The organism is Dyella kyungheensis (assembly GCF_016905005.1).
Taxonomy (GTDB): domain Bacteria; phylum Pseudomonadota; class Gammaproteobacteria; order Xanthomonadales; family Rhodanobacteraceae; genus Dyella; species Dyella kyungheensis.
On record NZ_JADIKC010000009.1, the window covers coordinates 55,952 to 79,353 of the forward strand.

General features: G+C 66.4%; 19 protein-coding genes. 9 read left to right on the top strand and 10 right to left on the bottom strand.

The annotated features are described in order from the left end of the window. Positions 1-6: 6 nt before the first annotated feature. A complete protein-coding gene (locus ISP20_RS18255) occupies positions 7-387 on the top strand; it encodes a tautomerase family protein (RefSeq protein ID WP_204637566.1) in 381 nt (126 codons plus the stop codon). Here ISP20_RS18255 and soxR read toward each other — a convergent pair. Beyond that, the gene (soxR, locus tag ISP20_RS18260; RefSeq protein ID WP_239536120.1) at positions 378-854 is read right to left on the bottom strand and encodes a redox-sensitive transcriptional activator SoxR; all 477 of its coding nucleotides are present in this window, start codon (positions 852-854) and stop codon (positions 378-380) included. The two genes, ISP20_RS18255 and soxR, sit on opposite strands and share 10 nt — an antisense overlap. A gap of 69 nt (positions 855-923) precedes the next feature. Between soxR and ISP20_RS18265 the strand changes: the two genes are divergently transcribed. After that, a complete protein-coding gene (locus ISP20_RS18265; protein WP_204637567.1) occupies positions 924-1,253 on the top strand; it encodes a hypothetical protein in 330 nt (109 codons plus the stop codon). A gap of 267 nt (positions 1,254-1,520) precedes the next feature. Here the strand turns inward: ISP20_RS18265 and hemB are convergent, their stop codons facing one another. Further along, entirely contained in the window at positions 1,521-2,513 is a 993-nt protein-coding gene (gene hemB / locus ISP20_RS18270) for a porphobilinogen synthase (RefSeq protein WP_204637568.1), read from the bottom strand. Between the two features lie 179 nt (positions 2,514-2,692). After that, on the bottom strand, positions 2,693-3,163 hold the full coding sequence (locus tag ISP20_RS18275) for a hypothetical protein (protein ID WP_204637569.1): 471 nt from the start codon (positions 3,161-3,163) through the stop codon (positions 2,693-2,695). 180 nt (positions 3,164-3,343) lie between these two features. Here ISP20_RS18275 and ISP20_RS18280 point away from each other — a divergent pair, with 180 nt between their 5' ends. The 3 genes from ISP20_RS18280 (at position 3,344) to ISP20_RS18290 (ending at position 6,701) form a co-directional block, all read left to right on the top strand. Further along, on the top strand, positions 3,344-4,123 hold the full coding sequence (locus tag ISP20_RS18280; RefSeq protein WP_204637570.1) for an alpha/beta fold hydrolase: 780 nt from the start codon (positions 3,344-3,346) through the stop codon (positions 4,121-4,123). A gap of 401 nt (positions 4,124-4,524) precedes the next feature. Beyond that, on the top strand, positions 4,525-4,851 hold the full coding sequence (locus ISP20_RS18285; protein ID WP_204637571.1) for a hypothetical protein: 327 nt from the start codon (positions 4,525-4,527) through the stop codon (positions 4,849-4,851). Continuing rightward, positions 4,848-6,701, top strand: coding sequence for a tetratricopeptide repeat-containing diguanylate cyclase (locus tag ISP20_RS18290; RefSeq protein WP_204637572.1), 1,854 nt, complete (start codon positions 4,848-4,850; stop codon positions 6,699-6,701). The genes ISP20_RS18285 and ISP20_RS18290 overlap by 4 nt, the downstream gene beginning before the upstream one ends. A 47-nt stretch (positions 6,702-6,748) precedes the next feature. On the opposite strand, the gene ISP20_RS18295 is transcribed toward ISP20_RS18290, so the two are convergent. The 5 genes from ISP20_RS18295 to ISP20_RS18315 form a co-directional block, all read right to left on the bottom strand. After that, on the bottom strand, positions 6,749-9,787 hold the full coding sequence (locus ISP20_RS18295) for an efflux RND transporter permease subunit (protein WP_204637573.1): 3,039 nt from the start codon (positions 9,785-9,787) through the stop codon (positions 6,749-6,751). Then, the gene (locus ISP20_RS18300; protein WP_204637574.1) at positions 9,784-10,830 is read right to left on the bottom strand and encodes an efflux RND transporter periplasmic adaptor subunit; all 1,047 of its coding nucleotides are present in this window, start codon (positions 10,828-10,830) and stop codon (positions 9,784-9,786) included. Before ISP20_RS18300 ends, ISP20_RS18295 begins: the two co-directional genes overlap by 4 nt. Beyond that, positions 10,827-12,146 (bottom strand): TolC family protein, encoded by a 1,320-nt coding sequence (locus ISP20_RS18305; RefSeq protein ID WP_204637575.1) that lies wholly within the window; start codon positions 12,144-12,146, stop codon positions 10,827-10,829. Before ISP20_RS18305 ends, ISP20_RS18300 begins: the two co-directional genes overlap by 4 nt. Positions 12,147-12,242: 96 nt before the next feature. After that, positions 12,243-13,649: an ATP-binding protein gene (locus ISP20_RS18310; RefSeq protein ID WP_204637576.1), complete on the bottom strand. Its 1,407-nt coding sequence runs from the start codon at positions 13,647-13,649 to the stop codon at positions 12,243-12,245. Beyond that, positions 13,646-14,311, bottom strand: a complete 666-nt coding sequence (locus ISP20_RS18315) for a response regulator (RefSeq protein ID WP_204637577.1) — start codon at positions 14,309-14,311, stop codon at positions 13,646-13,648. The genes ISP20_RS18310 and ISP20_RS18315 overlap by 4 nt, the downstream gene beginning before the upstream one ends. A 227-nt stretch (positions 14,312-14,538) precedes the next feature. On the opposite strand from ISP20_RS18315, the gene ISP20_RS18320 reads away from it, so the two are divergent. From ISP20_RS18320 to ISP20_RS18335, 4 genes are all read left to right on the top strand, one after another. Beyond that, positions 14,539-18,111 (top strand): autotransporter domain-containing protein, encoded by a 3,573-nt coding sequence (locus ISP20_RS18320; protein ID WP_204637578.1) that lies wholly within the window; start codon positions 14,539-14,541, stop codon positions 18,109-18,111. 75 nt (positions 18,112-18,186) lie between these two features. Next, the gene (locus ISP20_RS18325; RefSeq protein ID WP_204637579.1) at positions 18,187-20,607 is read left to right on the top strand and encodes a DEAD/DEAH box helicase; all 2,421 of its coding nucleotides are present in this window, start codon (positions 18,187-18,189) and stop codon (positions 20,605-20,607) included. Next, positions 20,604-21,470: a ribonuclease H-like domain-containing protein gene (locus ISP20_RS18330; protein ID WP_204637580.1), complete on the top strand. Its 867-nt coding sequence runs from the start codon at positions 20,604-20,606 to the stop codon at positions 21,468-21,470. Before ISP20_RS18325 ends, ISP20_RS18330 begins: the two co-directional genes overlap by 4 nt. A 127-nt stretch (positions 21,471-21,597) precedes the next feature. Continuing rightward, positions 21,598-22,269, top strand: a complete 672-nt coding sequence (locus tag ISP20_RS18335) for a MarC family protein (RefSeq protein WP_204637581.1) — start codon at positions 21,598-21,600, stop codon at positions 22,267-22,269. A 4-nt stretch (positions 22,270-22,273) separates the two neighbouring features. Here ISP20_RS18335 and ISP20_RS18340 read toward each other — a convergent pair whose 3' ends face one another. Both ISP20_RS18340 and ISP20_RS18345 read right to left on the bottom strand, forming a co-directional pair. Beyond that, positions 22,274-23,002 (bottom strand): cytochrome c biogenesis CcdA family protein, encoded by a 729-nt coding sequence (locus ISP20_RS18340; RefSeq protein ID WP_204637582.1) that lies wholly within the window; start codon positions 23,000-23,002, stop codon positions 22,274-22,276. Then, entirely contained in the window at positions 23,002-23,394 is a 393-nt protein-coding gene (locus ISP20_RS18345; protein WP_239536122.1) for a thioredoxin family protein, read from the bottom strand. The genes ISP20_RS18340 and ISP20_RS18345 overlap by 1 nt, the downstream gene beginning before the upstream one ends. Between the last annotated feature and the right edge of the window lie 8 nt (positions 23,395-23,402).

Consider the following 23,402-nt stretch of genomic DNA (forward strand, 5'->3'; position numbering starts at 1 on the left):
AATCCCATGCCTCTCGTCCGTGTTTCGCTCCGTCGCGGCAAGTCCGCCCAGCACATTGCCGCCATCCGCAACAGCATCTATCGCGCGATGATCGAATCGTTCAACGTGCCGCAGAACGACCGCTTCATCGTGGTGCACCAGCACGACGCGGAAGAATTCGATTACGACCCGAATTATCTCGACATCGCACGCACCGACGACCTGGTGATGATCCAGATCGCCTGCAACAACACGCGCACCGTCGAGCAGAAGAAGGCGTTCTATCAGCGCACCGCCGAACTCCTGAGCAAGGAGCCGGGCCTGCGCCCGCAGGACGTGTTGATCAACCTGCTGGAAACCGGCAAGGAGAACTGGTCGTTCGGCAATGGGCAGGCGCCTTACGCCTGACGCTGCGTCTTCACCAGCAGGCGTCGCGGGCCGGCGCCTTCGCGGGCCGATCGGTCCTGCGGATTGCGCAGGCGGCAGCGGTCGATCGACAGGCAGCCGCAACCGATGCAGTCGTCCAACGTATCGCGCAGCTTCTTCAGCTGCGCCATGCGTTCATCCAGTTCCGCGCGCCAGGCGGCGGACAGGCGCGTCCAGTCCTGCCGGCTGGGCGCTTCCCTGGGCGGCAATACCTCGAGCGCCGCTGCGATATCCGCCAACGAAATGCCCACGCGCTGGGCGACGCGAATGAACGCCACGCGCCGCAACACGGCACGCGCGTACCGCCGCTGATTGCCCACCGTGCGCTCGCTGCGAATCAGTCCCTTGCTCTCGTAGAAGTGCAACGTGGAGACGGCCACGCCGCTACGACGGGCGACCTCGCCCACGGCTAGTGTCATCGGCAGACCGTGACCGGGGAGCTTGCTCATGCGCCACCTCTTGACCTCAAGTTTGGTTGAGGTCCTAGAGTGGCACGCACTTCCCTGCAAGAGCTACCCATGAACAAGCCACTCAAGCACTCACCCGTGTACCGGATCGACCGCTTCAACGTTGCCGCCCATGCGCTGTCCACCTTCATGGAACGCCTGCGCCTGACCCAACATCTACTGGACCAACTGCCCGGCTGCCGCCAGAACCTGGTGCTGACACAACCGGACCTGGCCGGCGAATTCAACCTGATGACGGTGGTGGAGTGGAGCAGCGAAGCGCATATGGCCGCGGCGAAGGCGGTGATGCAGGCACGCTATGCGCAGGAGGGGTTTGATCCGGGGGCTTTTATGCGGGAGTTGGGGGTGATGGCGGATATGGGAACGTATCGAACGGTGTGATGCCACTCGCGACCAAGTAGACATGTTCCCGCGAGCACCCACCCTCACCCCGGCGGGGAGAGGGAGAAGTGGGGTGTATCGGAATTGGCGAACTACTGTGGGAGCGCACCCTGTGCGCGACAAGCCGACGGAGCGTTACATCCCGGCGTGACGGTCGCGCACAGGGTGCGCTCCCACAGGCAGGCGCGGGCGCCTGCACAACGCCAAGGCTGATGCGAAGTCCGGCTCTAAGCTCTCAGCGATTGGCGAGCTAAAGAAGCCAGGGCCTCACTCCCCCTTCAACCATCTGGCCGCATCCACCGCGAAATAGGTCAGGATCGCATCCGCACCCGCCCGCTTGAACGCCGTCAGCGATTCCAGCACCACGGCCTTCTCGTCCAGCCAGCCATTCTGCGCGGCCGCCTTCAGCATCGCGTATTCGCCGCTCACCTGGTACACGAACGTCGGCATGCCAAACGCATCCTTCACCCGGCGCAGCACGTCCAGGTAAGGCATGCCCGGTTTCACCATCACCGCATCCGCGCCTTCATGGATGTCCAGCTCGATCTCGCGCAGCGCTTCGTCGCTGTTGCCCACGTCCATCTGGTACGTGTGCTTGTTGCCCTTGCCCAGATTCGCCGCCGAGCCCACCGCGTCGCGGAACGGTCCGTAGAACGCCGAGGCGTATTTGGCCGAGTACGCCAGGATGCGCGTGTGGATATGCCCGGCCTCTTCCAGTGCATCGCGGATCGCGCCGATACGGCCGTCCATCATGTCCGAGGGCGCCACGAAATCCATGCCGGCCTCAGCCTGCGCCAGCGACATCTTGATCAGCGCCTCGATGGTCGGCTCGTTCATCACGTAGCCGTGCTCGTCGATCAAACCGTCCTGGCCGTGCGTGGTGTACGGATCGAGTGCCACGTCGCCGATCAAACCCAGCTCCGGATACTTCGACTTGAGCGCACGCGTGGCGCGCTGCATGAGGCTCTGGGGATTCCATGCTTCGCGGGCGTCTTCCGTCTTCACCGCTTCACCCGGCGAGGGGAACAAGGCCAGCGCGGGAATGCCAAGACGCACGCATTCACCCGCGAGCTTGAGCAGTTCGTCGATGGACAAACGTTCCACGCCCGGCATGGACGGCACCGCTTCGCGCTGCCCTTCACCTTCGATGAGGAAGGCGACCATGATCAGGTCGGTGGGCAGCAGGGTGTGCTCGCGCATCAGCGCACGCGAGAAGGCATCGCGGCGCATGCGGCGCATGCGGACGGCGGGATAGCTCATGGGTGAAGTCTCGGGCGGGACATTTCGCCTATTTTAGCGCTTCCTGCCGTCCGGCTGGCGGGCGACCTGGCGTCGTCCGCCACGGCGCCGCGCCAGGTGCCCATGCGTTCGATGGAAATCTTGCGCGCGTTCCCTGCTCAAGTCGCATGTCGATGCTCCGGCACGCGACTCCTTTTGAACTAGTCCGGCGTGCTCGTCGACGAAACGATGCCGTTGCGATTCATCGTGACGACGGCGTCGCGATCGATGCAGGCAGCGGGAAGATTGGGCGTGCCCAGCGGCGGGCAGAGGCGTTCTGCCGTCGCCGGTTCGGGCACCGAAGTGGCGGGACGATAGGGCTGATAGGACGGCGACGGCACCGCCGCGAACGTGCCTTTCTTTTCCGCCGCCACGGCCACCGCCGAGCGGGCCGCGAAGACCAGCGCGTTCTGCGCCATGCGTTGGCCGGTGGACGGCTCCGCTGCAAAGACCGGCAACGACGCATGGGGCGCGGATTCTTGCGGAGTCGCGGCCTGGCTCATGGCCACGGCATGCAACGGTTCGCGGTAGGACGCATCCTGATTCGCCACGGCGCCCTGCTGGGCCCAGGCCGGTGCTGCAAGCATGGCCGCCAACAGGCAGGCCGCCACGGTAACCGCTTGCTGCTTCATCGCTCGCCACTCCTTATCCGTGAGTCTTCCATGAGCACCGCCGGCCTTGCTCCGACCGTGCTGCGTCGACGTCGGGATCATAGCCATCCCTGGCTGAAGCGAACCAGTGGCAGTCGCTCCCTCTTCCGTGTGCGGAGACGCGCATGCGAGAGTGCCGTGGTCACGCCCTGGAGCCCGGCCTTGGATAGCAGCCCGTCGATGTACCGCTTCCTTCGCCTGCGTGGCCATCGCGTTGCCTATCGCGCCTATGGCGACCCGAACGGCGAGCCCGTGGTGCTGCTGCATGCCTTTGCCAGCCAGTCCGGAAGCTGGAGCCACACCGCCGAAGCGCTTGCGCAGCAGGGCTTCCGGGTCATCGCACCGGACCTGCGCGGGCACGGCCGCAGTGATTGGACGCCTACCTATTCGCTGGCCGACTTCGAGGACGACCTGAGCGACCTGCTCGATGCGCTTGGCCTGGGCGCCATCAACCTGATCGGCCATTCGCTGGGCGGGCATCTGGCGCTGAAGCTCGCCACCCACCAGCCCGAACGCATCCGCCGGCTGGTCATCGAGGCCGCGCCCGTGCCGCCGCGCGATGTCGCGGACGCCACGGCCCTGGCGGCGGCGCAGGCCGGTCCCGCCTGGCAGCGTTCGTTGCGCCTGCTGGGCCTGGGCCGCCTGTTGCGGCTGATGCTGTTGCGGCAGTTCGACCTGCGGGCAGCCCGCACCGTATTGCCGGAACTGCGCGCCCCGATGCCGGCCTGGTGGTCGCGCCTGTCCACCCTGCGTGCGCCGTGCCTGCTGCTGGCCAGCCACGACGACGGGTTCGTCAGCAGCCGGCTGCCGTTGTTGGCGGCGCAGATTCCCCATGCCGTCACCCGCCGCTTCGGCAGCGGACACCGGCTGCACGGCGAACACACCGCCGCATTCCTGGCGGAAGTGATTCCTTTCGTAACCCCGCCCGTCTACGCGGAGTAACACCTCGGCGCCAGCCCTTACGCCTTGGAAGCGGCCCCACGCTGCGGCACGGTCCCGTTCGAACGGGGGTCGAATCGATCCAAGCGCCAGGGCGATCTCAGCCTGGCGGATACGCTTGTCATATCGCCGACGCAACCTAGGGATCAGCGAAACCGGCATCGCCCCGGGATCGTTTCGCGCATGCACATTTTCGGAAAAAAACGGGGCTATGATCCGACATTGCGGCAAGCCAGGGGGCGAACCTGCACCGGCCGGCCGCATGGGGATATCGGGGAACCAAAGCAGATCGCCTGCGAGACGCTTTTGCGCTGCTTCCGTCCGCGGAAAGGCGCGGCTTCGCTATTCACACGCAAGACACCCACAAGTTGTCGCCGTACTATCACTGTTAGGGGGAATACCACATGTCCGACGTCATCGAGTTTCTGGAAAAGCTTGGCAGCGACGCGCGTTTGTTTCAGGCCGCCAGGGAAACGGTTGCCCTGGCCCTGGCCGACGCCCAGGTGGAAGCTGCCGCCGGTGAGGCCATCCTTGCTCGCAACGTGGAAGAGCTGCAGGCGCTGCTGAAGGTCGTGCCCTTGCACTGCTTCCAGTCCGCGCCGAAACGCGAAGGCGAGGAAGAGGAAGAGGAGCAGGAAGAAGAAGGCGAGGAAGGCGAGAAGCAGCCGAAGAAGCCCAGCAAGAGCGCCAGCCAGTCCGTCGTGGTCGCACGCACCGACACGCTGGCATGACCATGTTCCGCGCCGGCCACCTCAGGCGGGCGATCATCCTGGCAGCACTGCTGACGGGATGGCATGTGGGTACGGCCTTCGCGGCCGTACCCGCAGCGGCAGAAGATCCGGTGCAGATGCTGGAACGGGCAGACAAGCTCAAGACGTCCGACCACTCGGAATTCCTGCGCCTGCTCAGCGAGCTGGACCGTCGCAAGAACGAGTTTTCCTCCGATCAGCAGTGGCGGCTGCGCTATCTCGATGCGTGGCAGTTGGCCTTCGAAGGGCGCTACGACCGGGCCAGGCCGGCCTTCAGCGAAATCGCCGCGCGCTCGGGCGATCCCACGCTGCGGGTTCGCTCACTGGCCACCTTGATCAACATCCTCAGCCTCGGCCGGCACTACGAAGAAGCGTTCACGCAGCTGAGCACGCTGTTCGATCTGCTGCCGACGGCGAAGAACCCGGAAGCCCGTTTCCAGGCACTGGGCGAAGGCGCGGTATTCCTGGCCACGGCCGGGCAGTACGAGTTGGCGTCCGGCTACGCCCAGCGCATCCTCGACGATCCGCAGCTGCGCGACCATGCCTGCCAGGGCATGGCATACAAGCTGCGCGTGCTGTTTCTCGCCGGCAAGGTGCGCGGCACCGACCCCGAATACGATCGCGGCATCGACACCTGCCTGCAGGCGAAGCAGGCGTTGTGGGCCAATTCGCTGCGCAGCGACCAGGCCAAGTACGCCATCGAACAGGGGCGCCCCAAGGACGCCGTCAGCCTGCTTCAGGCGCATTACGACGAGTTCGCCTCGTATCACTACCGTGTGCTGATGAACGGCGTCGACTCGCTGCTCGCACGGGCCTATTGGGATCTGGGCGATCTCGAGCAGGCACGCAAGTACGCGGGCCGCGTGGTCGCCGAGGCCATCACCGACGAGTATTCCGAATCGCAGGTACGCGCGTACCTGGTGCTGTACCAGATCGAGGAGAAGCTCGGCAACACCACCGCCGCGCTGGATCTGCACAAGAAGTACATGGAAGCGGACAAGGGCTACCTCAACGACGTCAGCGCCCGGGCCGTCGCCTTCCAGACGGTCAGGCAACAGGTGCTGGCCAACAAGATGCAGGTCGATTCGCTCAACAAGCAGAACGAGATCCTGCTGCTGCAACGCAAGCTCGACCACAAGGACATGGAGACGAGCCGGCTATACATCGCGCTGCTCATCACCGTGGTGGCGTCCATCGCTTTCTGGCTGCTGCGCATCAAGCGCTCGCAGTTGCGTTTCAAGCGACTGGCCACGCGCGACAGCCTCACCGGCATCCACAGCCGCCAGCATTTCGTCGACGAAACCGAGCTGGCCTTGCGCGCCGCCGCCAAGGCCACGCGCGCGGCATGCCTGGTGCTGGTGGACCTGGATCACTTCAAGGACGTCAACGACACGCACGGCCACATCATCGGCGACATGGTGCTCAAGCGCGCCGTCGCCGCCTGCCAGCATCACCTGCACCGCCGCGATGTGTTCGGGCGCCTGGGCGGCGAAGAGTTCGCGATCTACCTGCCCGACTGCAGCGCATCGAGTGCCCGCGAACGGGCCGAACGCATCCGCCAGGCCATCGCCGCCACGCCGCTATGGGGCGAAACGCGGCAGGTAATCATCACCGCCAGCTTCGGCGTGGCGTCCAGCGACCGCAGCGGTTACGACCTGCGCCAGTTGATGATCGACGCCGATAACGCGCTGTACCAGGCCAAGCGCGAGGGCCGCAATCGCGTCGTCTACAGCGAACACAGCGATCTCGTTGCCGCTGTTCCGGCACCGGCGCCGGTCGCCCCCCTCGCCCAGGACACGCCGATCGAACACGCGATGGGCCTGCCGAATTAGTCATTCATGTGTGCAGGACGCCGACGCGCGTCCTGCGCTCGCTCCGGCTAGCCGCCCCGCCGCGCATGACCGGGAAGCATGCCGATCAGCGTCGGCATCACCAGCAGCACCAACGGATACTGCAGCGCGAGTCCGGCGATGATCGCAATGGCCAGCGGTTGCTGGACGCCCGCGCCCTGCCCCCAGGCCAGCGCCAACGGCAGCAAGGTGAGCATGGCGGCAAGCGTGGTCATGCTGATGGGACGCAGGCGGTCGCGGCTCGCCGCGCGCAATGCCTGCAAAGGCGGCAGTTGGCCTGACAGCGCGACGTACTCGGACACGTAGAAGATCGCCATCTCGGTGCCCATGCCGATGATCATCGTCATGCCCATCATCGCCGTGATGTTCAGGTCCACGCCGCACAGCCACAACGCAATGAACACCGCCGTGGCCGAGAACAGCGAGCAGCCCATCACCACGAGCGCGAGTCCGGCACGGCCGTACAGGAACAACAGCAGCACGAACTCCGCCACCAGCGCCAGCAGGAACACCTTGCCCAGGCCGAGGAAGGCGATCTGCTGTTGCTGGTAAAGGCCACCCAGTTCGTAGCGCGTATCCGCGTCGAGCATGCCCGGCTGCGCGAGCAGCTTCTTCACGTCAGCTACGGCGGCACCCATGCCGCGGCCCTCGATGCGGGCGGTGACGGCCACCATCTGTTGCAGGTTTTCGCGCGAAATCTGCGGCTGGCCATTCTCGCTGACGATCGTCGCCACCCGGCTCAGCGGAAACAGGTGGCCATCGGGCGCGCGCACCGGCAAGGCCAGCAGTTGTGGCAGCCGCCATTGCATCGCGTCGGGCATGCGGATGCGCACGCCCACGCTCTTGCTCGCCTGCGGCAACTGTGTCGCGACTACGCCGGTGAGCGCATGGCCGATCGCCTGCGTCACCGTGGCCACCGTCATGCCTTCGAGCGTGGCCTTGTCGGGGTCGATCTGCACATTCAGCGCATCGCCGGCCAGCTGCACGCCATCCTTGATTTCCACCACGCCCGGAACATCGGCGATGGCCTTGGCCACGCGTTGCGCCTGTGCGACCAGGGTGGCGGGATCGGCCGAATGCAACTTGATCTCGATCGGTTGCGGCACCGCGGTGAGATCGCCGATCAGATCCTCCATCAGCTGCGCCAGTTCCACCTCGACGCCGGGCACCTCGTGCTCGACATGCTCGCGCACGTCGCTCATCACCTCCTCGGTGGAGCGCGCATGACCCTGTTTGAGGCGAACGAAGAAATCGCCGTGATAGGACTGCCCGAGGTCGCCACCCAGGCCCGTGCCGAGACGGCGCGAGAACGTCTCCACCTCGGGCATCGAACGAAGGATCGCTTCTACCTGCTGCACCTGGCGCGCCGTTTCAGGCAGCGAGGTGCCCGGCCGGGTGAAGTAGTCCATCACGAAGCCGCTTTCGTCGACGGCCGGCATGAAGCCGGTGGCAACGTGCGTATAGGCGACCGCGCCCAGCGCCAGCAGCGGGACCGCCAGCGCCAGCAACCACGCGGGCCGGCGCGCGAAAGCATCGTAAAACCGTGCGTGCGTGCGGGACAGCCAGCTGTCGTGATCGAGCCCGGGGTCTTGCCAGCGGCTGAAGTCGATCCAGCGCCGCAACAGCGGCGGCAGCACGAACGCGCAGACCAGCCACGAGACGGCCAGCGCACTGGCCATGGTGATCGACAGCGCCTTGGAAAACGCACCGGTGACGCCGCTCAGCAGGCCAAGCGGAATGAACACGATCAGCGTCGCCAGGCTGGAGCCGGTGAGCGGCGCCAGGAACTCGCGTGCCGCCGGCAACACGGCTGCCTCGCCGCCGCCCGGCTGGGTGCCGGCGCGCCGGGCCACGTGCTCCACCATCACGATCACATCGTCGATCACCAGACCCACGGCCGCCGCAATGCCGCCGAGCGTCATTATGTTGAAGCTCATGCCGAACACCTGCAGCAGCAACACCGTGACGGCCAGCGTGACCGGCACCACCAGCATGGCAATCAACATCACCCGCAGGTTGCGCAGGAAGACCAGCAACACGGCGGCGGCGAGCAGCAGGCCGATCAGCACGGCATCGCGCACGCTATGCGCGGAGGCCATCACCAGTTCGCTCTGGTCGTACCACGAGATGAGCTTCACGCCCTTGGGCAGTCGATAGGATGCGAGCCGGGCACGCACGTCGCTGGCAATCTGCACGGCGTTGCCGTCCGGCTGCTCGTAGACGTTGAACAACACCGCCGGCTTGCCGTCCTCGCTCACCTTGATCCATTGCGGCAGATAGCCATCGCGCACGCTGGCCACATCGGCCAGGCGCACCCAGCCGTGCGGATCGCTCTTCAGCACGATGTTGCGGATGGCGTCCAGACGTTGCAGCGAGTGATTGGCAACCACCAGATACAGCTGGTTGCGATCCTGCAGGCGGCCCACGGCCTCCAGCTGGTTCGCGTCATTCACCGCGTTGACCAGATCGTCCAGGCTCAAACCGTATTGGGCGAGTTTGCGTGGATCGGCTTCCACCTGCACTTCGGCAGTCTCGCCGCCTTGCACGTCGACTCGCGCCAGTCCTTCCACCGAGGCGAGCAGCGGCACGATCTGATACTGCGCCAGATCCCGCAGCGCCACCGGCGACAGCGTGTCGGACTGCAGCGCGTACGAGATGATCGGGAAGACGGTCGGGTCCATCCGGCGCACGTTGTAGCTGGCACCGGCCGGCAGGCTGGGCAACACGCGGGCGATGGCCGAATCCACCTGCAGGGTGGACGCGATCATGTCGCGGCCCCAGCCGAAGTCGACCGAGATCTGCGCGGAGCCACGGGTGGTTTCCGAGCGCAGGCCGACCACGCCGGGCACCGTGCGGATGGCTTCTTCCACCGGCCGCGTCAGCAGCAGCGCCGTCTGGTCGGCCGGACGGTCGCCGGCATCCAGATCGATGACTACCCGGGGAAACGACACCTGCGGAAACAGGCCCACCGGCAAGGTGAATGCGCTCGCCAATCCCGCCAGCGCCAGCGCGAAAGCCACGATGACGATGGCACGTGCGTGCCGTGCCAGCAGCGTCGGCAGGCTCATGGCTCGGCGTGCCCGGTCGACACACGCACGGCCATGCCATCGTCGAGCTGCGTGGCGCCCTCGGTCACCAGCGGAAGATGCGCATCGAGCGCGCCGCTGGCCACCGTCACGCGATCGGACTCACCCAGCACTTTTACCGGCACGCTCACGGCCTTGCCGTTGGCGACCTGGAAGACATGGCGATCCGTCTCATCGCCCTGCACGGCGTCGCGCGGCAGCAACCAGCCCTGCCATTGGCCCACGACGATATCGGCACGAAGGCCCTCGCCGTTGATCAGCGCACCATCGGGCACGATCTCCACCGCGAGCTGATGCGTATGCGGATCGAGTGCATGCGCCACACGACGCACGGTGCCGTGCATGGACGTGCCGCCGTCGATGGAAACCACCTCGGCGCTCGCCCCAACTTGCACGCGCGTCATCGCATCGCGCTCCACACCCGCGGTCACCACCAGGCCATCGGCACGTTGCAGCGTGAGCAGTGCCGCCCCCGGTTGCAGGTTGTCCCCCTGTTGCGCGTCGACGGTGACCACGGTGCCATCGAACGGCGCGGTGACGTCCGTCGTTGCACTTCGTCCCTGTTGCTGGACCACGGCATCGAGACTGGACTGCGCATCCTGCAGTGCCTTCTCTGCCTGATCGAGCTGATCGCGCGTGGCGAGTTGCTGCGAGAGCAATTGCGCGATGTGATCGCGTTGCGTGTGGGCAAGTGTCTGCGACGTCACGGCTTGCCGGTACGCGGCCACCGACGAAGGTGCCAGTGCAAAGGTGAGCAGGCTCTGACCACGCTTCACCGGCGTACCGGCGGTGACGCTCCAGCGCGTGATGTGACCGGGCGCCTGCACGCTGATCACTTGCGCCGCGTCGGCGGCCGGACCGGCGCTGCCGTACGCGGTCACCGTTTCGGGGAGACTGCCCTGCGTCAGAGGCACCGTCGTCACGGCCGCACTCACCGCCGCCTCATCGGCTGTTTCGCCGCCGGAGCACGCCGCCAACGCGAAGGCGGCCAGTGCCACTGGAATCAATGCATGTCGGACACTCATGGCGCCATCACATCCTGTTCGAGAGAGGTCGGCATGCCACGGCCCACCAGTAGTTCCAGCGCGGCCTGTTGTTCGAGCATGCCCTGCTCGACGACGAGCGCGGCCAGCTGCCGGTTGATGGCGGCAACGCGCAGATCGGTGGCGTTGCGCAGATCGATCAGGCCAGCCCGCGCGGCCTGATCCGCTTGCGACGCGGCACGCACGGCATCGTCCGTGGCAGCGGCGAGCGCCTGCCGCTGTGCATCGAGCTGGGCGTACTGCGCCAGCAGCGCATCGACCTCGTCCTGAGCGGTGGCAAGGCGCACTGTGTATTCCTGGTGCAACTGCTCGCGTGTGGCGCGTGCGATGACTACGTTGTGCTGGTTGTGATCGAAGATCGGCAAAGTGAAGTTCACCGCGGGACCGCCATTGCGCACGCGGCTGTTGTCCTGCGACGCGTCGTAGCCCAGGGCGAGCGGCGGAAACTGCGCCAGCACCGCCGCGCGAAGCTGGGCCTCCTGCGCGCGATAGCCCAGCTGCAGCGCCACCAGGTCGGGGCGGCGGCGACTGACGCTGTCGAACTGCGCGCGAATGGCGGCAGCGTCAAGGTCGGCCGCCGGCAGGCTTGATGCCAGCGGCACCGCGACGTCCGGCTTCAGGCCCAGCAGCGCGTTGAGCTGTTGCCGCTGATCGAGCTGCCGCCGTTGCAAGTCGTTGAGAGCGGCGCGCGCATCGGCGGCGGCGGCGAGGTCCGACGCCACGGCCACGCGTTCCATGTTGCCCGCCTGCACGGCATTGACGATGTGCGACTCGCGTCGCGCCTGTGCCTCCATCGCCTGACGTTGCAAGGCGATCTGCCGCTCGCCTTCCACCAGATCGATCACCAGCAGCCGCGCCTTGCCCAGCGTCTGCCATTGCTCCCAGAGCAGGCTGGCATCGAGTCCGTCGGCGTTCGCCTTGGCCGCTTCGCGCCGCGGACGCAGGGTGATGAGCGAGGCGATGTCCTGGCTGATCGATGCCGTCCACGCCGTGGCGTCGCCCGGCCCCGAGATGAGATAGCCCACGCTGCCGCCCATGCTGGGATTGGGCAGCACGCCATCCTGCCGGCGTTGCGCCTGCGCGGCCTGGTGCCGGGCGTGCTGGGTCTTGAGGTCCGGGTTGTTCAGCAGCACCAGCCGTTCGATCGCCGCCAGGTCCAGCGACAGCGCGGCCGGGTCATAGCCTTGCAGTTGCGACAGCGACGCCGCCGACGACGCCTGTTCCGGCAGGGGCTTGGCCCGATAGGTCGCGCAGCCGGTCACGCATGCCGACAGCACAAGTGCTGCGGCGATACGCATCCGCGAGGGTGGTCCAGCGAAACGCATGCACGATCCATGCATGAGGAAGGACCTCATACCCTACCGACCATGGCTTAGCGTTCACTTTGTAAAGCGTCAGGCGTGCCCGTCGCTCAACGGCATCCGCACCAGAACACGCAGGCCGCGCCCGTACGGGGAGTCGAGCAGCTCGATCGAGGCATCGTGCAATTGCGCCGCCCGCTGCACGATGGAAAGCCCCAGCCCGTAGCCCTCGCCACGGCTGCCGGTTTCGCGATGGAAGCGCGTGAACACGGCCGCGCGGCGCTCCGGCGGAATACCTTCGCCGTCGTCGATCACCTCGATGGCCGCGCGGTTGGACTCGCGCTGGATGAGCAGCCGCACGTGGCCACCGTCCGGCACATGGCGCAACGCGTTCTCCAGCAGGTTGCGCAGCAGGGCGGCAAGCGCCGCTTCGTGACCGTGCACCATCAGCGTACCGTCGGCGAGCGTCACTTCCAGTTCCACATCCGAGTCGCCGATCAGCGGCGACAACTCCTCGATGACGCCGCGCGCGACGGCAAGCAGGTCGATGTCCGCATGTTTGTCGCTGCGCGAGCTTGCTTCCAGGCGCGCCAGCGACAGCAGCTGCTCGACGCGGCGCGCCAGCGAGGCCAGGCTTTCGCGCGCACCGGAAAGCGCCACGTCGGCCTCGCGCGTATCGCGGCTGGCCTGTGCGTTTTCCAGGTTGATCATGGTGGAAGCCAGCGGCGTGCGCAGTTCGTGCGCCACGTCGGCGCTGAACCGGCGTTCGCGCTCCAGCGCTTCCTCCAGCAGGGTGAACTGGCTGTTCAGTGCGTCCAGCACCGGCGCCAGTTCGTGCGGCGCCGCCGCCACATCGAGCGTGTCGCGGCTTCCCGGCTCGCGCGTGGCCAGCTTCTCCGCCAGCGCTTCCAGTGGCCGCAGGCCGCGGCGCACCGCCCAGCCCAGCAGCAGCGCCAGCACCGGCAGCGCGATCAGCGGCGGCAGGCCATGTTCGATCCACAGCGCCGTGCTGATGTCGCGCCGGCTGTCGTAACGTTCGGCGGCGCGTACCACCACGCCATCGGCAGTCGGCGGCAGCGTGAAAAAGCGCCATCGGTATTTGCCGAAATAGAGGTTCTTGAAGCCGGCATGGGTGGGATCGGGTGGCGACATCGCCGTGAGATTGCCGGTCACCAGCAGCGGCCGCCCCTCGCGATCGAACACCTGGAAGCCCACCTCCGACTCATAGGTGTGGCCGTGCAGCAGCAACTCCTGCGAGGATTTGGCGGCAATCGGCACCACCACGCCGGCTTCGGCGGTATGACGTTGCAGCGCCGGCAGGCCGATGTTGTTGATCAGTGTCTGCAGCGTGCGGGCCGACTGCGCCAGGCGTCCGTCGGACAGCTCGTTCACTTCGTTGATGGTGCGCCTGAAGCTGTACACGCCCAACGGCAACAACACCAACGCGATGACGCCAAGGATCAGCCAGCGTAAGCGCGAGCGCAGGCTACTGCGGCTCACTGGGGATCCTGCGGGATCATGTAACCGAAACCGCGCACATTGCGCACGGTCTCGAAGCTCAGCTTGCGACGCAGCGCATGCACCAGCACTTCGAGCGCATTGTTGCCTACCACATGGTCCAGGCCGTACAGCGAGTTCTCCAGGGTTTCACGGCGCACCAGCCGACCCGCGTGTTCCATCAGTGCCTGCAGCAGGGCGAACTCGCGGCGGGTTAGGTCCACCGCTTCGCCACGGAAGGTCACCTCGGACGTACCCACATCCAGCGTCAATGCACCCACCTCGATGCGATTCACCGACAGCCCCCGCATGCGGCGGGTGAGCGAGCGGATGCGCGCGGCCAGTTCCTCCACATGGAAGGGCTTGGTGAGGTAGTCGTCGGCGCCAGCGTCGAGGCCATCGACGCGCGCGGTGAGCCCATCGCGTGCCGTCATCACCAGCACCGGCGTGTCCACGTGCGCCCGGCGTGCCTCCACCAGCACGTCGATACCGTCGCGCCCGGGCAGGCCCAGGTCGAGCAGCACCAGGTCGGCGGTGCGGTCGCGCATGGCAACGAGCGCCGAACGGCCGTCGCGCAGCCACGACACCGTGTAGCTCAAGCGTTCGAGCGCGCGCTGGATCGCCGATCCCAGCTGCGCGTCGTCTTCGACCAGAAGAATGTGCACGACTTGCCGCTCCCTCACCCTGCGGGCGATGTACACCGGGATTATCGGGCATGCGCCTTAGGAAACACTTAAACGACTGTCCTGGCTGGCTTTTTCGAACGACGGCAAGGAGCCGCGAAGACATCCTAAGACAACGCTAAGGAACGGGCCGGGCTGCGTAGCGAAGCTGTCATGAGTCCTACGCAATGCCATCGCAACACTTGCGGGCTTACGCCACAGGGGGCCCCATGAAGAAGAAGCTGCTCGTCGCCGGAATCCTGCTCGCGCTGGTCGATACCGCCCACGCCGCCACGTTCGAGATCACCGCCGGACAAACCTCCAACACCGCACAGACCCTCGCCGCGGGCCAGACCGGCACTATCGACGCCACCGGCACGCTGTCGATCGGCGGCAGCACGGGTGTGGCGGTCACCGTCACCGGCAGCAGCACGATCACCAACAACGGCAGCCTGATCGATACGACCACCGGCCGCGCCATCCGCGACAACACCGGCAATCTCACGCTCACCGTCACCAACGGTGTGGGCGCGTTGATGCAGACGGCGGACAACGACGTCATCCAGATGAACAAGGCGAGCAGCAATGTCGTGTTCTACAACTATGGCAAGTTGGTTTCGTCCAATGCGTCACTCGGTGGCGCCCAGGCGATCGACTTCAATGCGATCACCACCGGCAGCAACAAGTTGTACAACTACGCCAGCGGCGAAATCGACGCGTACGAAGCGGACGCCGTGCGTCCCGGCGTCAACGGCTTCGTCTACAACGACGGCCTGATCAAGTCGACCAACGCGGCGGGCAGCACCGACGGCAGCGATGGCATCGATGCGCAGAGCAACAGCGGCATCACCATCGTCAACGCCACCACCGGTTCGGCCAGCGTGGCCGGTACCGGCACCATCGAGGGTGCGCGTCACGGCATCACCGGCGGCAACACGGACGTGACCACCAGCGGCGCTTATACCTTGTCGGTGACCAACAACCTTGGCGGCACCATCCAGGGCGACAACGGCTCGGGCATCAATATCGACGGCTTCAACGCCAACGAAGTGGTGACCGTGGTCAACCACGGCACCATCACCGGCAACGGCGTGAACGGCGATGGCGACGGCGTCGACGTGGATGGCCTGGTGAACATCACCAACACCGGCACGATCAAGTCGCTGCACGCGTACAACGACACCAGCGAAGGCGTGACCGTCGGCGGCGGCACCATCGTCAACTCCGGCACCATCGAAGGTGACAACTCGGCGACCAATGGCGACGGCACCGTCAACACCGGCACCGGCCGCGGCATCACGCTGGCCGGCCTGGACAAGGACCCGACCACCGACGCGCCGATTCCCGTCCAGGGCATCTACGGCAATACCACCGTCACCAATAGCGGACTGATCCGCGGCCAGAGCGATTCGGCCATCGCCGTCACCGGCGCCGCCAACGCGTTCACCGTCACCATCACGAACCTTGCCGGCGGCACGCTCGAAGGCGGCGGCTCGGCCGCGGCGGTGTACACCGGCGGCAACAACGCCACGGTGATCAACTACGGCACGATCACGGCCGACAGCAGCAACCTCGCGGTGGATCTGGGCAGCGGCAACAGCAGCCTGCAGATCCTGGGAGGTTCGGCGGCGATCAACGGCAACCTCAATGGCGGCACCGGCAGCAGCACGCTGACCATCGCACCCGGCGCCGGCAACAGCTTCAGCTACGCCGGCTCCATCGCGAACTTTGCCAGCGTGATGATCGGCGCCGGCACCACCACACTCAACGGCGCCAGCACCTATAGCGGCAACACCACCGTCACCGGCGGCACCCTGGTGCTGGGCAACAGCAATGCCATCGGCACCGGCACCTTGATCGCCGCGGCGCCGACGCTGACCTATCGCAACGGTGTCAACCTCGCCAATACGATCAGCCTGCAAGGAGCAACGACGTTCGACGTGGATGGCAGCGATGCGGCCACGCAGTCCGGCGTCATCGGCGGCAGCTTCGGCATCAACAAGACCGGCAGCGGCACGCTCACGCTCACGCTCACGAGTGCGAACAGCTACAGCGGCGGCACCACCATCAGTGGAGGAACCCTGCTGGGTAGCACCGCCAGCCTGCAGGGCAATATCACCAACAACGCGGCGCTGGTGTTCGACCAGACCAGCGACGGCATCTACAGCGGCGTGCTCAGCGGCACGGGTTCGCTGACCAAGAGCGGCACCGGCATGCTGGTGCTGGACGGCAAGAACAGTTTTGCCGGCACCACCACGGTGCAGGCCGGCACGCTGGAAGTGGGCGATGTAAACAATGCCTCCGCCACGTTGGGCGGCAATGTGCAGGTGGCCGCGGGTGGCACGCTTCGCGGCCACGGCACCATCGTAGGCAATGTCATCAGCAACGGCATGCTGCAGCCGGGCGGCTCGATCGGCACGCTCACCATCAACGGCAATTACACGCAGGCTGCCAATGGTGCGCTGGTGATCGACGCGGCACCCACCGGCCAGGCCGACCTGCTCACCGTCAACGGCAAGGCCAGCATCGCCGGCAGCACGGTGGTGCTGGGTACGGCGGGCAACTGGGCGCCGCGCACCGACTACACCATCCTCACCGCCACGCAGGGCGTCACAGGCCAGTTCGCTTCGGCCAGCAGCAATCTCGCCTTCCTCACGCCCACGCTGGCCTATGCCGCCAACAGCGTGACGCTGTCGCTGGAACGCAACGACGTGAGCTTCGCCGGCGTGGCGCAGACGCCGAACGAACGTGCCACGGCCACCGCGGTGGAAGCCCTGGGCTGGAACAGCGCGCTGTACAACGCCGTGGTGATGGCCGACGCAGCGACGGCGCGCCACGCGTACGACCAGCTCTCCGGCGAGATCTACGCCAGCACGCGTACCGCATTGATGGACGACAGCCGTTACGTGCGCGATGCGATCAACGATCACCTGCTCGGCCTCAACAACAGCGCCACCGGAACCAGTGCCACCAACAACAACGGCGTATCCGCCTGGACCGCCGGCTGGGGCCATTGGGGCAATCACGATGGAGACGGCAATGCCTCGCGCCTGCAGGCGAACGGCAGCGGCCTGCTGGTGGGCGCGGACATGTTGCTGGGTTCGCAGGCGCGCATAGGTGCGGTGGCGGGCTTTGGCCAGAACAGCGCGAATGTCGATGCCTTGGGTTCGTCGTCGCACACCACCGGCACGCACCTGGGTGTGTACGGCGGCCTGCATGCCGACGCCTTCCAGTTGCAAGGCGCGGTGGCGTATAGCTGGCAGTCGGTGGAAAGCCATCGCTCGGTGGCGTTCGACACCTTCAACGAACGCTACAACACCGAGTACGACGGCAACACCGGGCAGGCCTATATCGACGCGAGCTACGCGTTCGGCACGCCAGCCGCTACGTTCTCGCCCTTCCTCAATGTGGCCTATGTACGCCTGCACACCGATGCCGCCAGCGAAGGTGACGGCGCCGCGGCGCTGGACGCGAATGCGCAGACCGACTCGTCCACCTACGCCACGCTCGGCCTGCGTAGCGTGTTTGCGCTCGACGCCAGCGGCGGCCTGCGCGCCCACCTGAGCCTGGGCTGGCAGCACGCCTGGGGCGACACGGCCACCAGCGCCGCGATGCGCTTTGCCAACGGCAACCTCGCCTACACCGTCGATGGCGTGCCGGTGGCGCGCAACGCCGCGGCCTTCAACGGCGGCCTGAGTTTCGCCCTGTCGCGCAACGTCACGGTGGATGCCAGCTACAACGGCCAGTTCGCCAGCCATGCCAACGATCAGGCGGCCCGCATGAGCCTGACCTGGATGTTCTAAGCCGCGCCAGACCGGGCCGTCTCAGGGATTGAGACGGCCTGCGGGTGCAATGCCGCTCCCGGATGGAGCGCACCGATGAACGCCTTGCCCAACCCCATGGCCCAACGCGCGGTGCGCGGCGACGGTGCGTTGGCCGCGCCGGTCTCCGGCGGCGACCAGCTCGCCCGGCGGCTCGCCAAACGCTATGGCGACCGCATCACCGGTTCGTTCGTCGTGCCCGGGCGCGAGGGTCAGTTCGCCCCACTGCCCGGCGATATGCCGTCCGCACTTGCCCAAGCGCTGCGGGCGCGCGGCATCCATCAGCTCTATGCGCATCAAGCCCAGGCCTGGAACGCCACCGCCGCGGGCGAGCACGTAGTGATTGCCACGCCCACCGCCTCGGGCAAATCGCTGTGCTACACCTTGCCGGTGATCAGCGCAGCGATCCGCCAGCGCGCCAAGGCGTTGTTCCTGTTTCCGACCAAGGCGCTGGCGCAGGACCAGGTAGCCGAGCTGCTGGAACTCAACCAGGCCGGCGACCTCGGCGTCAAAGCCTTCACCTTCGACGGCGACACGCCGGGCGATGCACGGCAGGCGATCCGCCTGCATGGCGACATCGTGGTGAGCAATCCGGACATGCTGCACCAGGCGATCCTGCCGCATCACACCAAGTGGGCGCAGTTCTTCGAGAACCTGCGCTACATCGTGATTGACGAGGTGCATACCTATCGTGGCGTGTTCGGTTCGCACGTGGCCAATGTGCTGCGGCGGCTGCAGCGTGTCTGCGCGTTCTACGGCGTGTCGCCGCAATTCATCCTGTGCTCGGCGACCATCGGCAATCCGGCCGAGCACGCCAGCGCGTTGATCGAACAGCCCGTCACCGCGATCACCGTGAGTGGCGCGCCAGTGGGTGAGAAGCACGTACTGCTGTGGAATCCGCCGGTGGTGAATGCGGACCTGGGCTTGCGTGCCTCGGCACGCTCGCAATCCAACCGCATAGCGCGCACCGCGATCCGGGCCGGATTGAAGACGCTGGTGTTCGCGCAATCGCGGCTGATGGTGGAAGTGCTCACCAAGTATCTGAAAGACGTGTTCGACAGCGATCCGCGCAAGGCGCCGCGCATCCGCGCCTATCGTGGCGGCTATCTGCCCACCGAACGGCGCGCGGCGGAACGCGAAATGCGCGCGGGACAGGTGGACGGCATCGTCAGCACCTCGGCGCTGGAACTGGGCGTGGATATCGGCGCGCTCGACGTGGTGGTGCTCAACGGCTATCCCGGCAGTGTTGCCGCTACCTGGCAGCGCTTCGGCCGCGCGGGTCGGCGCCAGCAGGCTTCGCTCGGCGTGCTGGTCGCCAGCAGCGATCCGCTCGACCAATACCTGGTGCGCCATCCGGAGTTCTTTCAGGACGCCACGCCGGAACACGCGCGCATCGCCGCCGACCAGCCGTTGATCCTGCTCGACCATATCCGTTGCGCGGCCTTCGAACTTCCGTTCAAGGAGGGCGAACTGTTCGGCCCGCAGGACGCCACGCCGTGGCTGCAAGTGCTTGCGGAAGAAGGCGTACTGCATCAGGAAGGCGAGCGATTTGAATGGATCGCCGATAGCTACCCCGCCAATGCGGTATCGCTACGCTCCGTGGCCGACGGCAACTTCGTGGTGGTGGATCGCACCGACGGCCGCCAGACCATCGTGGCGGAAGTGGATTTCAGCGCAGCCTCGCTCACCTTGTACGAGGGGGCGATCCACATGATCCAGTCGGTGCCCTATCAAGTGGAAAAGCTGGACTGGAACGGCCGCAAGGCGTTCGTCACGCGCACCAACGTCGACTACTACACCGACGCCATCGACTACACCAAGCTCAAGGTGTTGGAGGCGTTCGACGGTTCGCCGGCCGGCAACGGCAGCGCACACCACGGCGAAGTGCATGTGGCACGGCGCGTGGCCGGTTACAAGAAGATCCGTTATTACACCCACGAAAACATCGGCTACGGGCCGGTGAACCTGCCCGATCTCGAATTGCACACCACCGCCGTGTGGTGGCAATTGCCGCAACGCGCGCTGGAGCAGGCATTCGACCATCGCCAGGAAGCGCTGGATGGTTTTCTGGCAGCGGCGCATGCCTTGCATATCGTCGCCACCGTGGCCGTGATGGCCGAAGCGCGCGACCTGCAGAAGGCCGTGGGCAGCGGCGATGGCGCGTGGTTCGCCACGCCCGATGCCAACGGCCGCGCGCAACTGCGCTCGGGCTTTGGCGAAGGCGAACCGCCGATGAGCGGGCCGTTCGTACCCACCTTGTATCTCTACGATGCGTTTCCCGGCGGCGTGGGACTCAGCGCGCCGCTGTTCGAGCGGCGCGAGGACCTGGTACGCCTTGCCCGCGAGCTGGTGCATCGCTGCGACTGCCGCGGCGGTTGCCCGGCCTGCGTGGGTCCCGTGCTCGCCGCCGACGAGCAGAACGAACGCTCGCTGAAATCGCTGGCCACCCGCGTGCTCGACCTGATCGTGGCGCTGTGAGCGCACTGGCCGACAAGCTGCGCGGCCTGCGTCGCCAGGCCGGCGTCGTGCCCGCCGCGCCCGCACCGGTGGCCGCACCGGCGAAGCCGCGTCCCGCGCTGCCGGACAACATCGCGCAGCTGCTCGGCATCCGTCAGCGTGCGCAAGGCGTTCCAGCCACGCCTCGACGCAAGGCAAGTGTCGAGCCCACGTCGCTGCCCGGGCAGACCATCGCACCCGGCTTGCAGCTGGGCGAAACGAGCAGTGCGTGGCCGCCCGAACCGCCTGCCTTCCACGCCGCGTTCGCGCGCGTCGACGAAATGATCGCGCCAGAACGACTGCTGCTGTTCGACACGGAGACCACCGGACTGGCCGGCGGCACCGGTACGCGCGCCTTCATGATCGGCGTGGGCGACTGGCACGAAGGACGTTTCCGCGAACGCCAGTTGCTGATCACCACGCTGGCGGGCGAGGCGGCCATGCTCGATTGTTTCGCAGCGTGGTTGCGTCCGGATTCGGTGCTGGTCAGCTACAACGGCAAGTCGTACGACTCGCCCCTGCTCAAGACACGCTTTCGACTGCACCAACGTTCATGCCCGCTCGAAGGCCTGGCGCATATCGACCTGCTGCATCCGGTGCGACGCCGCTGGCGTGGCGCCTGGGATAACTGCCGCCTGGCCACCGCCGAGCGCCAGCTGCTGCAGGTGGTGCGCGAGGACGACCTGCCCGGCTCCGAAGCGCCCGCCGCCTGGCTGGGCTACTTGCGCGGCGGCTCGGCGCAGCCGCTGCACCGGGTGGCGCGGCACAACAGCCAGGATCTGCGCAGCCTGGGCGGCATTCTTCACCGCTTCGCGACACCGGACGAGGCAAACACGCAGGCGTGAAGGGCGCGATCGCCCAGGGCGACGTGCTACGTTTTCCCGGCGGGCCGGACAGCCCGACACTGTTGCGATGAAGGGGAATGCTGCATGCCCTGGTCCCATCGCAAACCTGCAACGGGGAGCTGCGCGCATGCTGAAGGATTTCACCCAGACCGCCCTGCTGCTCATCACGGGCCTGTTCCCCATCATCAACCCGATCGGCTCGGCCTTCATCGTGTTGAGCATGGTGCCGCGCACGACGCCCGCCGAACGCACCGAACTGGCCTGGCGCATCACCACCAACAGCTTTGCCATCCTGCTGGTGTCGCTGCTGATGGGCGCGTATGTGCTGACCTTCTTCGGCATTTCCATTCCGGTGTTGCGCGTCGCCGGCGGCATGATCATCGCGGTGGCGGGTTGGAACCTGCTGCAGAAGCCCGACGATGACGATTCCGCCAACGAGAAGGCGCAGGAGGTCAATTCCAGCGCGGCCGGCGGCTCGCTCGCCGCCAAGACCTTCTATCCGCTGACCCTGCCGCTGATGGTCGGTCCCGGTTCGATCTCGGTGGCGATCGCGCTGGGCACCAGCTCGCCGCAAGAGGGTTTGTCGGCGATGCATTTCCTGGGCGTCGCCGCCGCGCTGGTGGTGCTGTGCGCCAGTATCTACATCTGCATGCGCTTTGCCGACACGCTCGAACGGTGGCTGGGCGCAGGCGGCACCAAGATCGTGATGCGCCTGTTTGCCCTGGTCACCTTCTGCATCGGCATGCAGCTGCTGTGGGTGGGGCTGTCCGATCTGCTGGGATCGGTGAAGTGGCGCTAGCGCGTTAGAGCGACGTGGTCAGGCGGGTCAGCCAATCGGGGCTGACGGAAAGCACCAGCGCCTCGAACCGGCGATCCAGGCCGCTGACCACCAGCACGCCGATCACCACGAAGCACGCGCCCAGCACGGTCTTGGCTATGCTGCCCGCCGACATCAGCGAGCCGCGCACGCGCACCATGGCGGCGCCGGATACGCTGCTCAGCGCCAGCAAGGGCAGTCCCGCACCGAGGCCAAACACCAGCATGAGCAGCGCAATCTGCGGCAGATGCGTGCCCTGCGCCGCCAGCGTGCTCGCCGCACCCAGGGTCGGTCCTACGCAGGGACTCCAGACCAGTCCCAGCAGCAAACCGATCAGGAACTGGCTGAAGCCGCCTTCGCCGTGCACCGAACCCAATGCCCGCTGACCCTGATTGCCCAGTTGGGCAGCGAGGCGCGAGAACGAACGTTGCAAGGGAGGCAGCAGCATCACCAGGCCAAACACCACCATCAGCACGGCAGCCGCGACGCGCAAGGTGCCCGCGTCCAGACCGATGGCTGCACCCAGGGTGGCGAGCAGGGTGCCGGTCAAGGCGAACGAAAGACTCAATCCCAGCGCCAATGCCGCGGCACCCCAACGATGCCTGGACAACGCCGACGCGATCAGGATGGGCAGGATCGGCAGCACGCAAGGCGACAACAGCGTCGCCATGCCGGCGATGAAACCCAGCGCATAGGTGCCCAGACTGAAATCCATCAGAGCGCCTGCTGCAGCACCGCGCGGATGGCCGGTTCGGCGGTCTGGCCGGTGGAGCGCGTCACCTCGTGCCCTTTGCTGAAGACGACAAAGGTGGATTGCTGCGTCACCTTGAGGGATTTCTCCAGCGCGGTTTCCTTGTCGAAATCCGCCACGAAGATCGTCATCTGTTTGAACCCCGGTTCTTTCGACAGGCGATCGACGATCGGTTGCTGCGCCCGACACGTGGGGCACCAGTCAGCATGCAGGTACACCACCACGGGCTTGCCCGCGGCGACCGCTTGCGCGTAGCTCGCCTGGTCGAACGGCACTTCATCGGCGGCGGCGGTTCCCGCCAGCGCCAGCAGCAGCGCGCCAATGATCCGGATAGGTGTGTTTGTTTTCATGTTCATGGGCATTC

Bases quoted from the DNA above. Each gene is read 5' to 3' on its own strand.
- ISP20_RS18255 (WP_204637566.1), top strand. From the start codon at position 7: ATGCCTCTCGTCCGTGTTTCGCTCCGTCGCGGCAAGTCCGCCCAGCAC.
- soxR (WP_239536120.1), bottom strand. From the start codon at position 854: ATGAGCAAGCTCCCCGGTCACGGTCTGCCGATGACACTAGCCGTGGGC.
- ISP20_RS18265 (WP_204637567.1), top strand. From the start codon at position 924: ATGAACAAGCCACTCAAGCACTCACCCGTGTACCGGATCGACCGCTTC.
- hemB (WP_204637568.1), bottom strand. From the start codon at position 2,513: ATGAGCTATCCCGCCGTCCGCATGCGCCGCATGCGCCGCGATGCCTTC.
- ISP20_RS18275 (WP_204637569.1), bottom strand. From the start codon at position 3,163: ATGAAGCAGCAAGCGGTTACCGTGGCGGCCTGCCTGTTGGCGGCCATG.
- ISP20_RS18285 (WP_204637571.1), top strand. From the start codon at position 4,525: ATGTCCGACGTCATCGAGTTTCTGGAAAAGCTTGGCAGCGACGCGCGT.
- ISP20_RS18290 (WP_204637572.1), top strand. From the start codon at position 4,848: ATGACCATGTTCCGCGCCGGCCACCTCAGGCGGGCGATCATCCTGGCA.
- ISP20_RS18295 (WP_204637573.1), bottom strand. From the start codon at position 9,787: ATGAGCCTGCCGACGCTGCTGGCACGGCACGCACGTGCCATCGTCATC.
- ISP20_RS18300 (WP_204637574.1), bottom strand. From the start codon at position 10,830: ATGAGTGTCCGACATGCATTGATTCCAGTGGCACTGGCCGCCTTCGCG.
- ISP20_RS18305 (WP_204637575.1), bottom strand. From the start codon at position 12,146: ATGCGTATCGCCGCAGCACTTGTGCTGTCGGCATGCGTGACCGGCTGC.
- ISP20_RS18320 (WP_204637578.1), top strand. From the start codon at position 14,539: ATGAAGAAGAAGCTGCTCGTCGCCGGAATCCTGCTCGCGCTGGTCGAT.
- ISP20_RS18325 (WP_204637579.1), top strand. From the start codon at position 18,187: ATGAACGCCTTGCCCAACCCCATGGCCCAACGCGCGGTGCGCGGCGAC.
- ISP20_RS18335 (WP_204637581.1), top strand. From the start codon at position 21,598: ATGCTGAAGGATTTCACCCAGACCGCCCTGCTGCTCATCACGGGCCTG.
- ISP20_RS18340 (WP_204637582.1), bottom strand. From the start codon at position 23,002: ATGGATTTCAGTCTGGGCACCTATGCGCTGGGTTTCATCGCCGGCATG.
- ISP20_RS18345 (WP_239536122.1), bottom strand. From the start codon at position 23,394: ATGAACATGAAAACAAACACACCTATCCGGATCATTGGCGCGCTGCTG.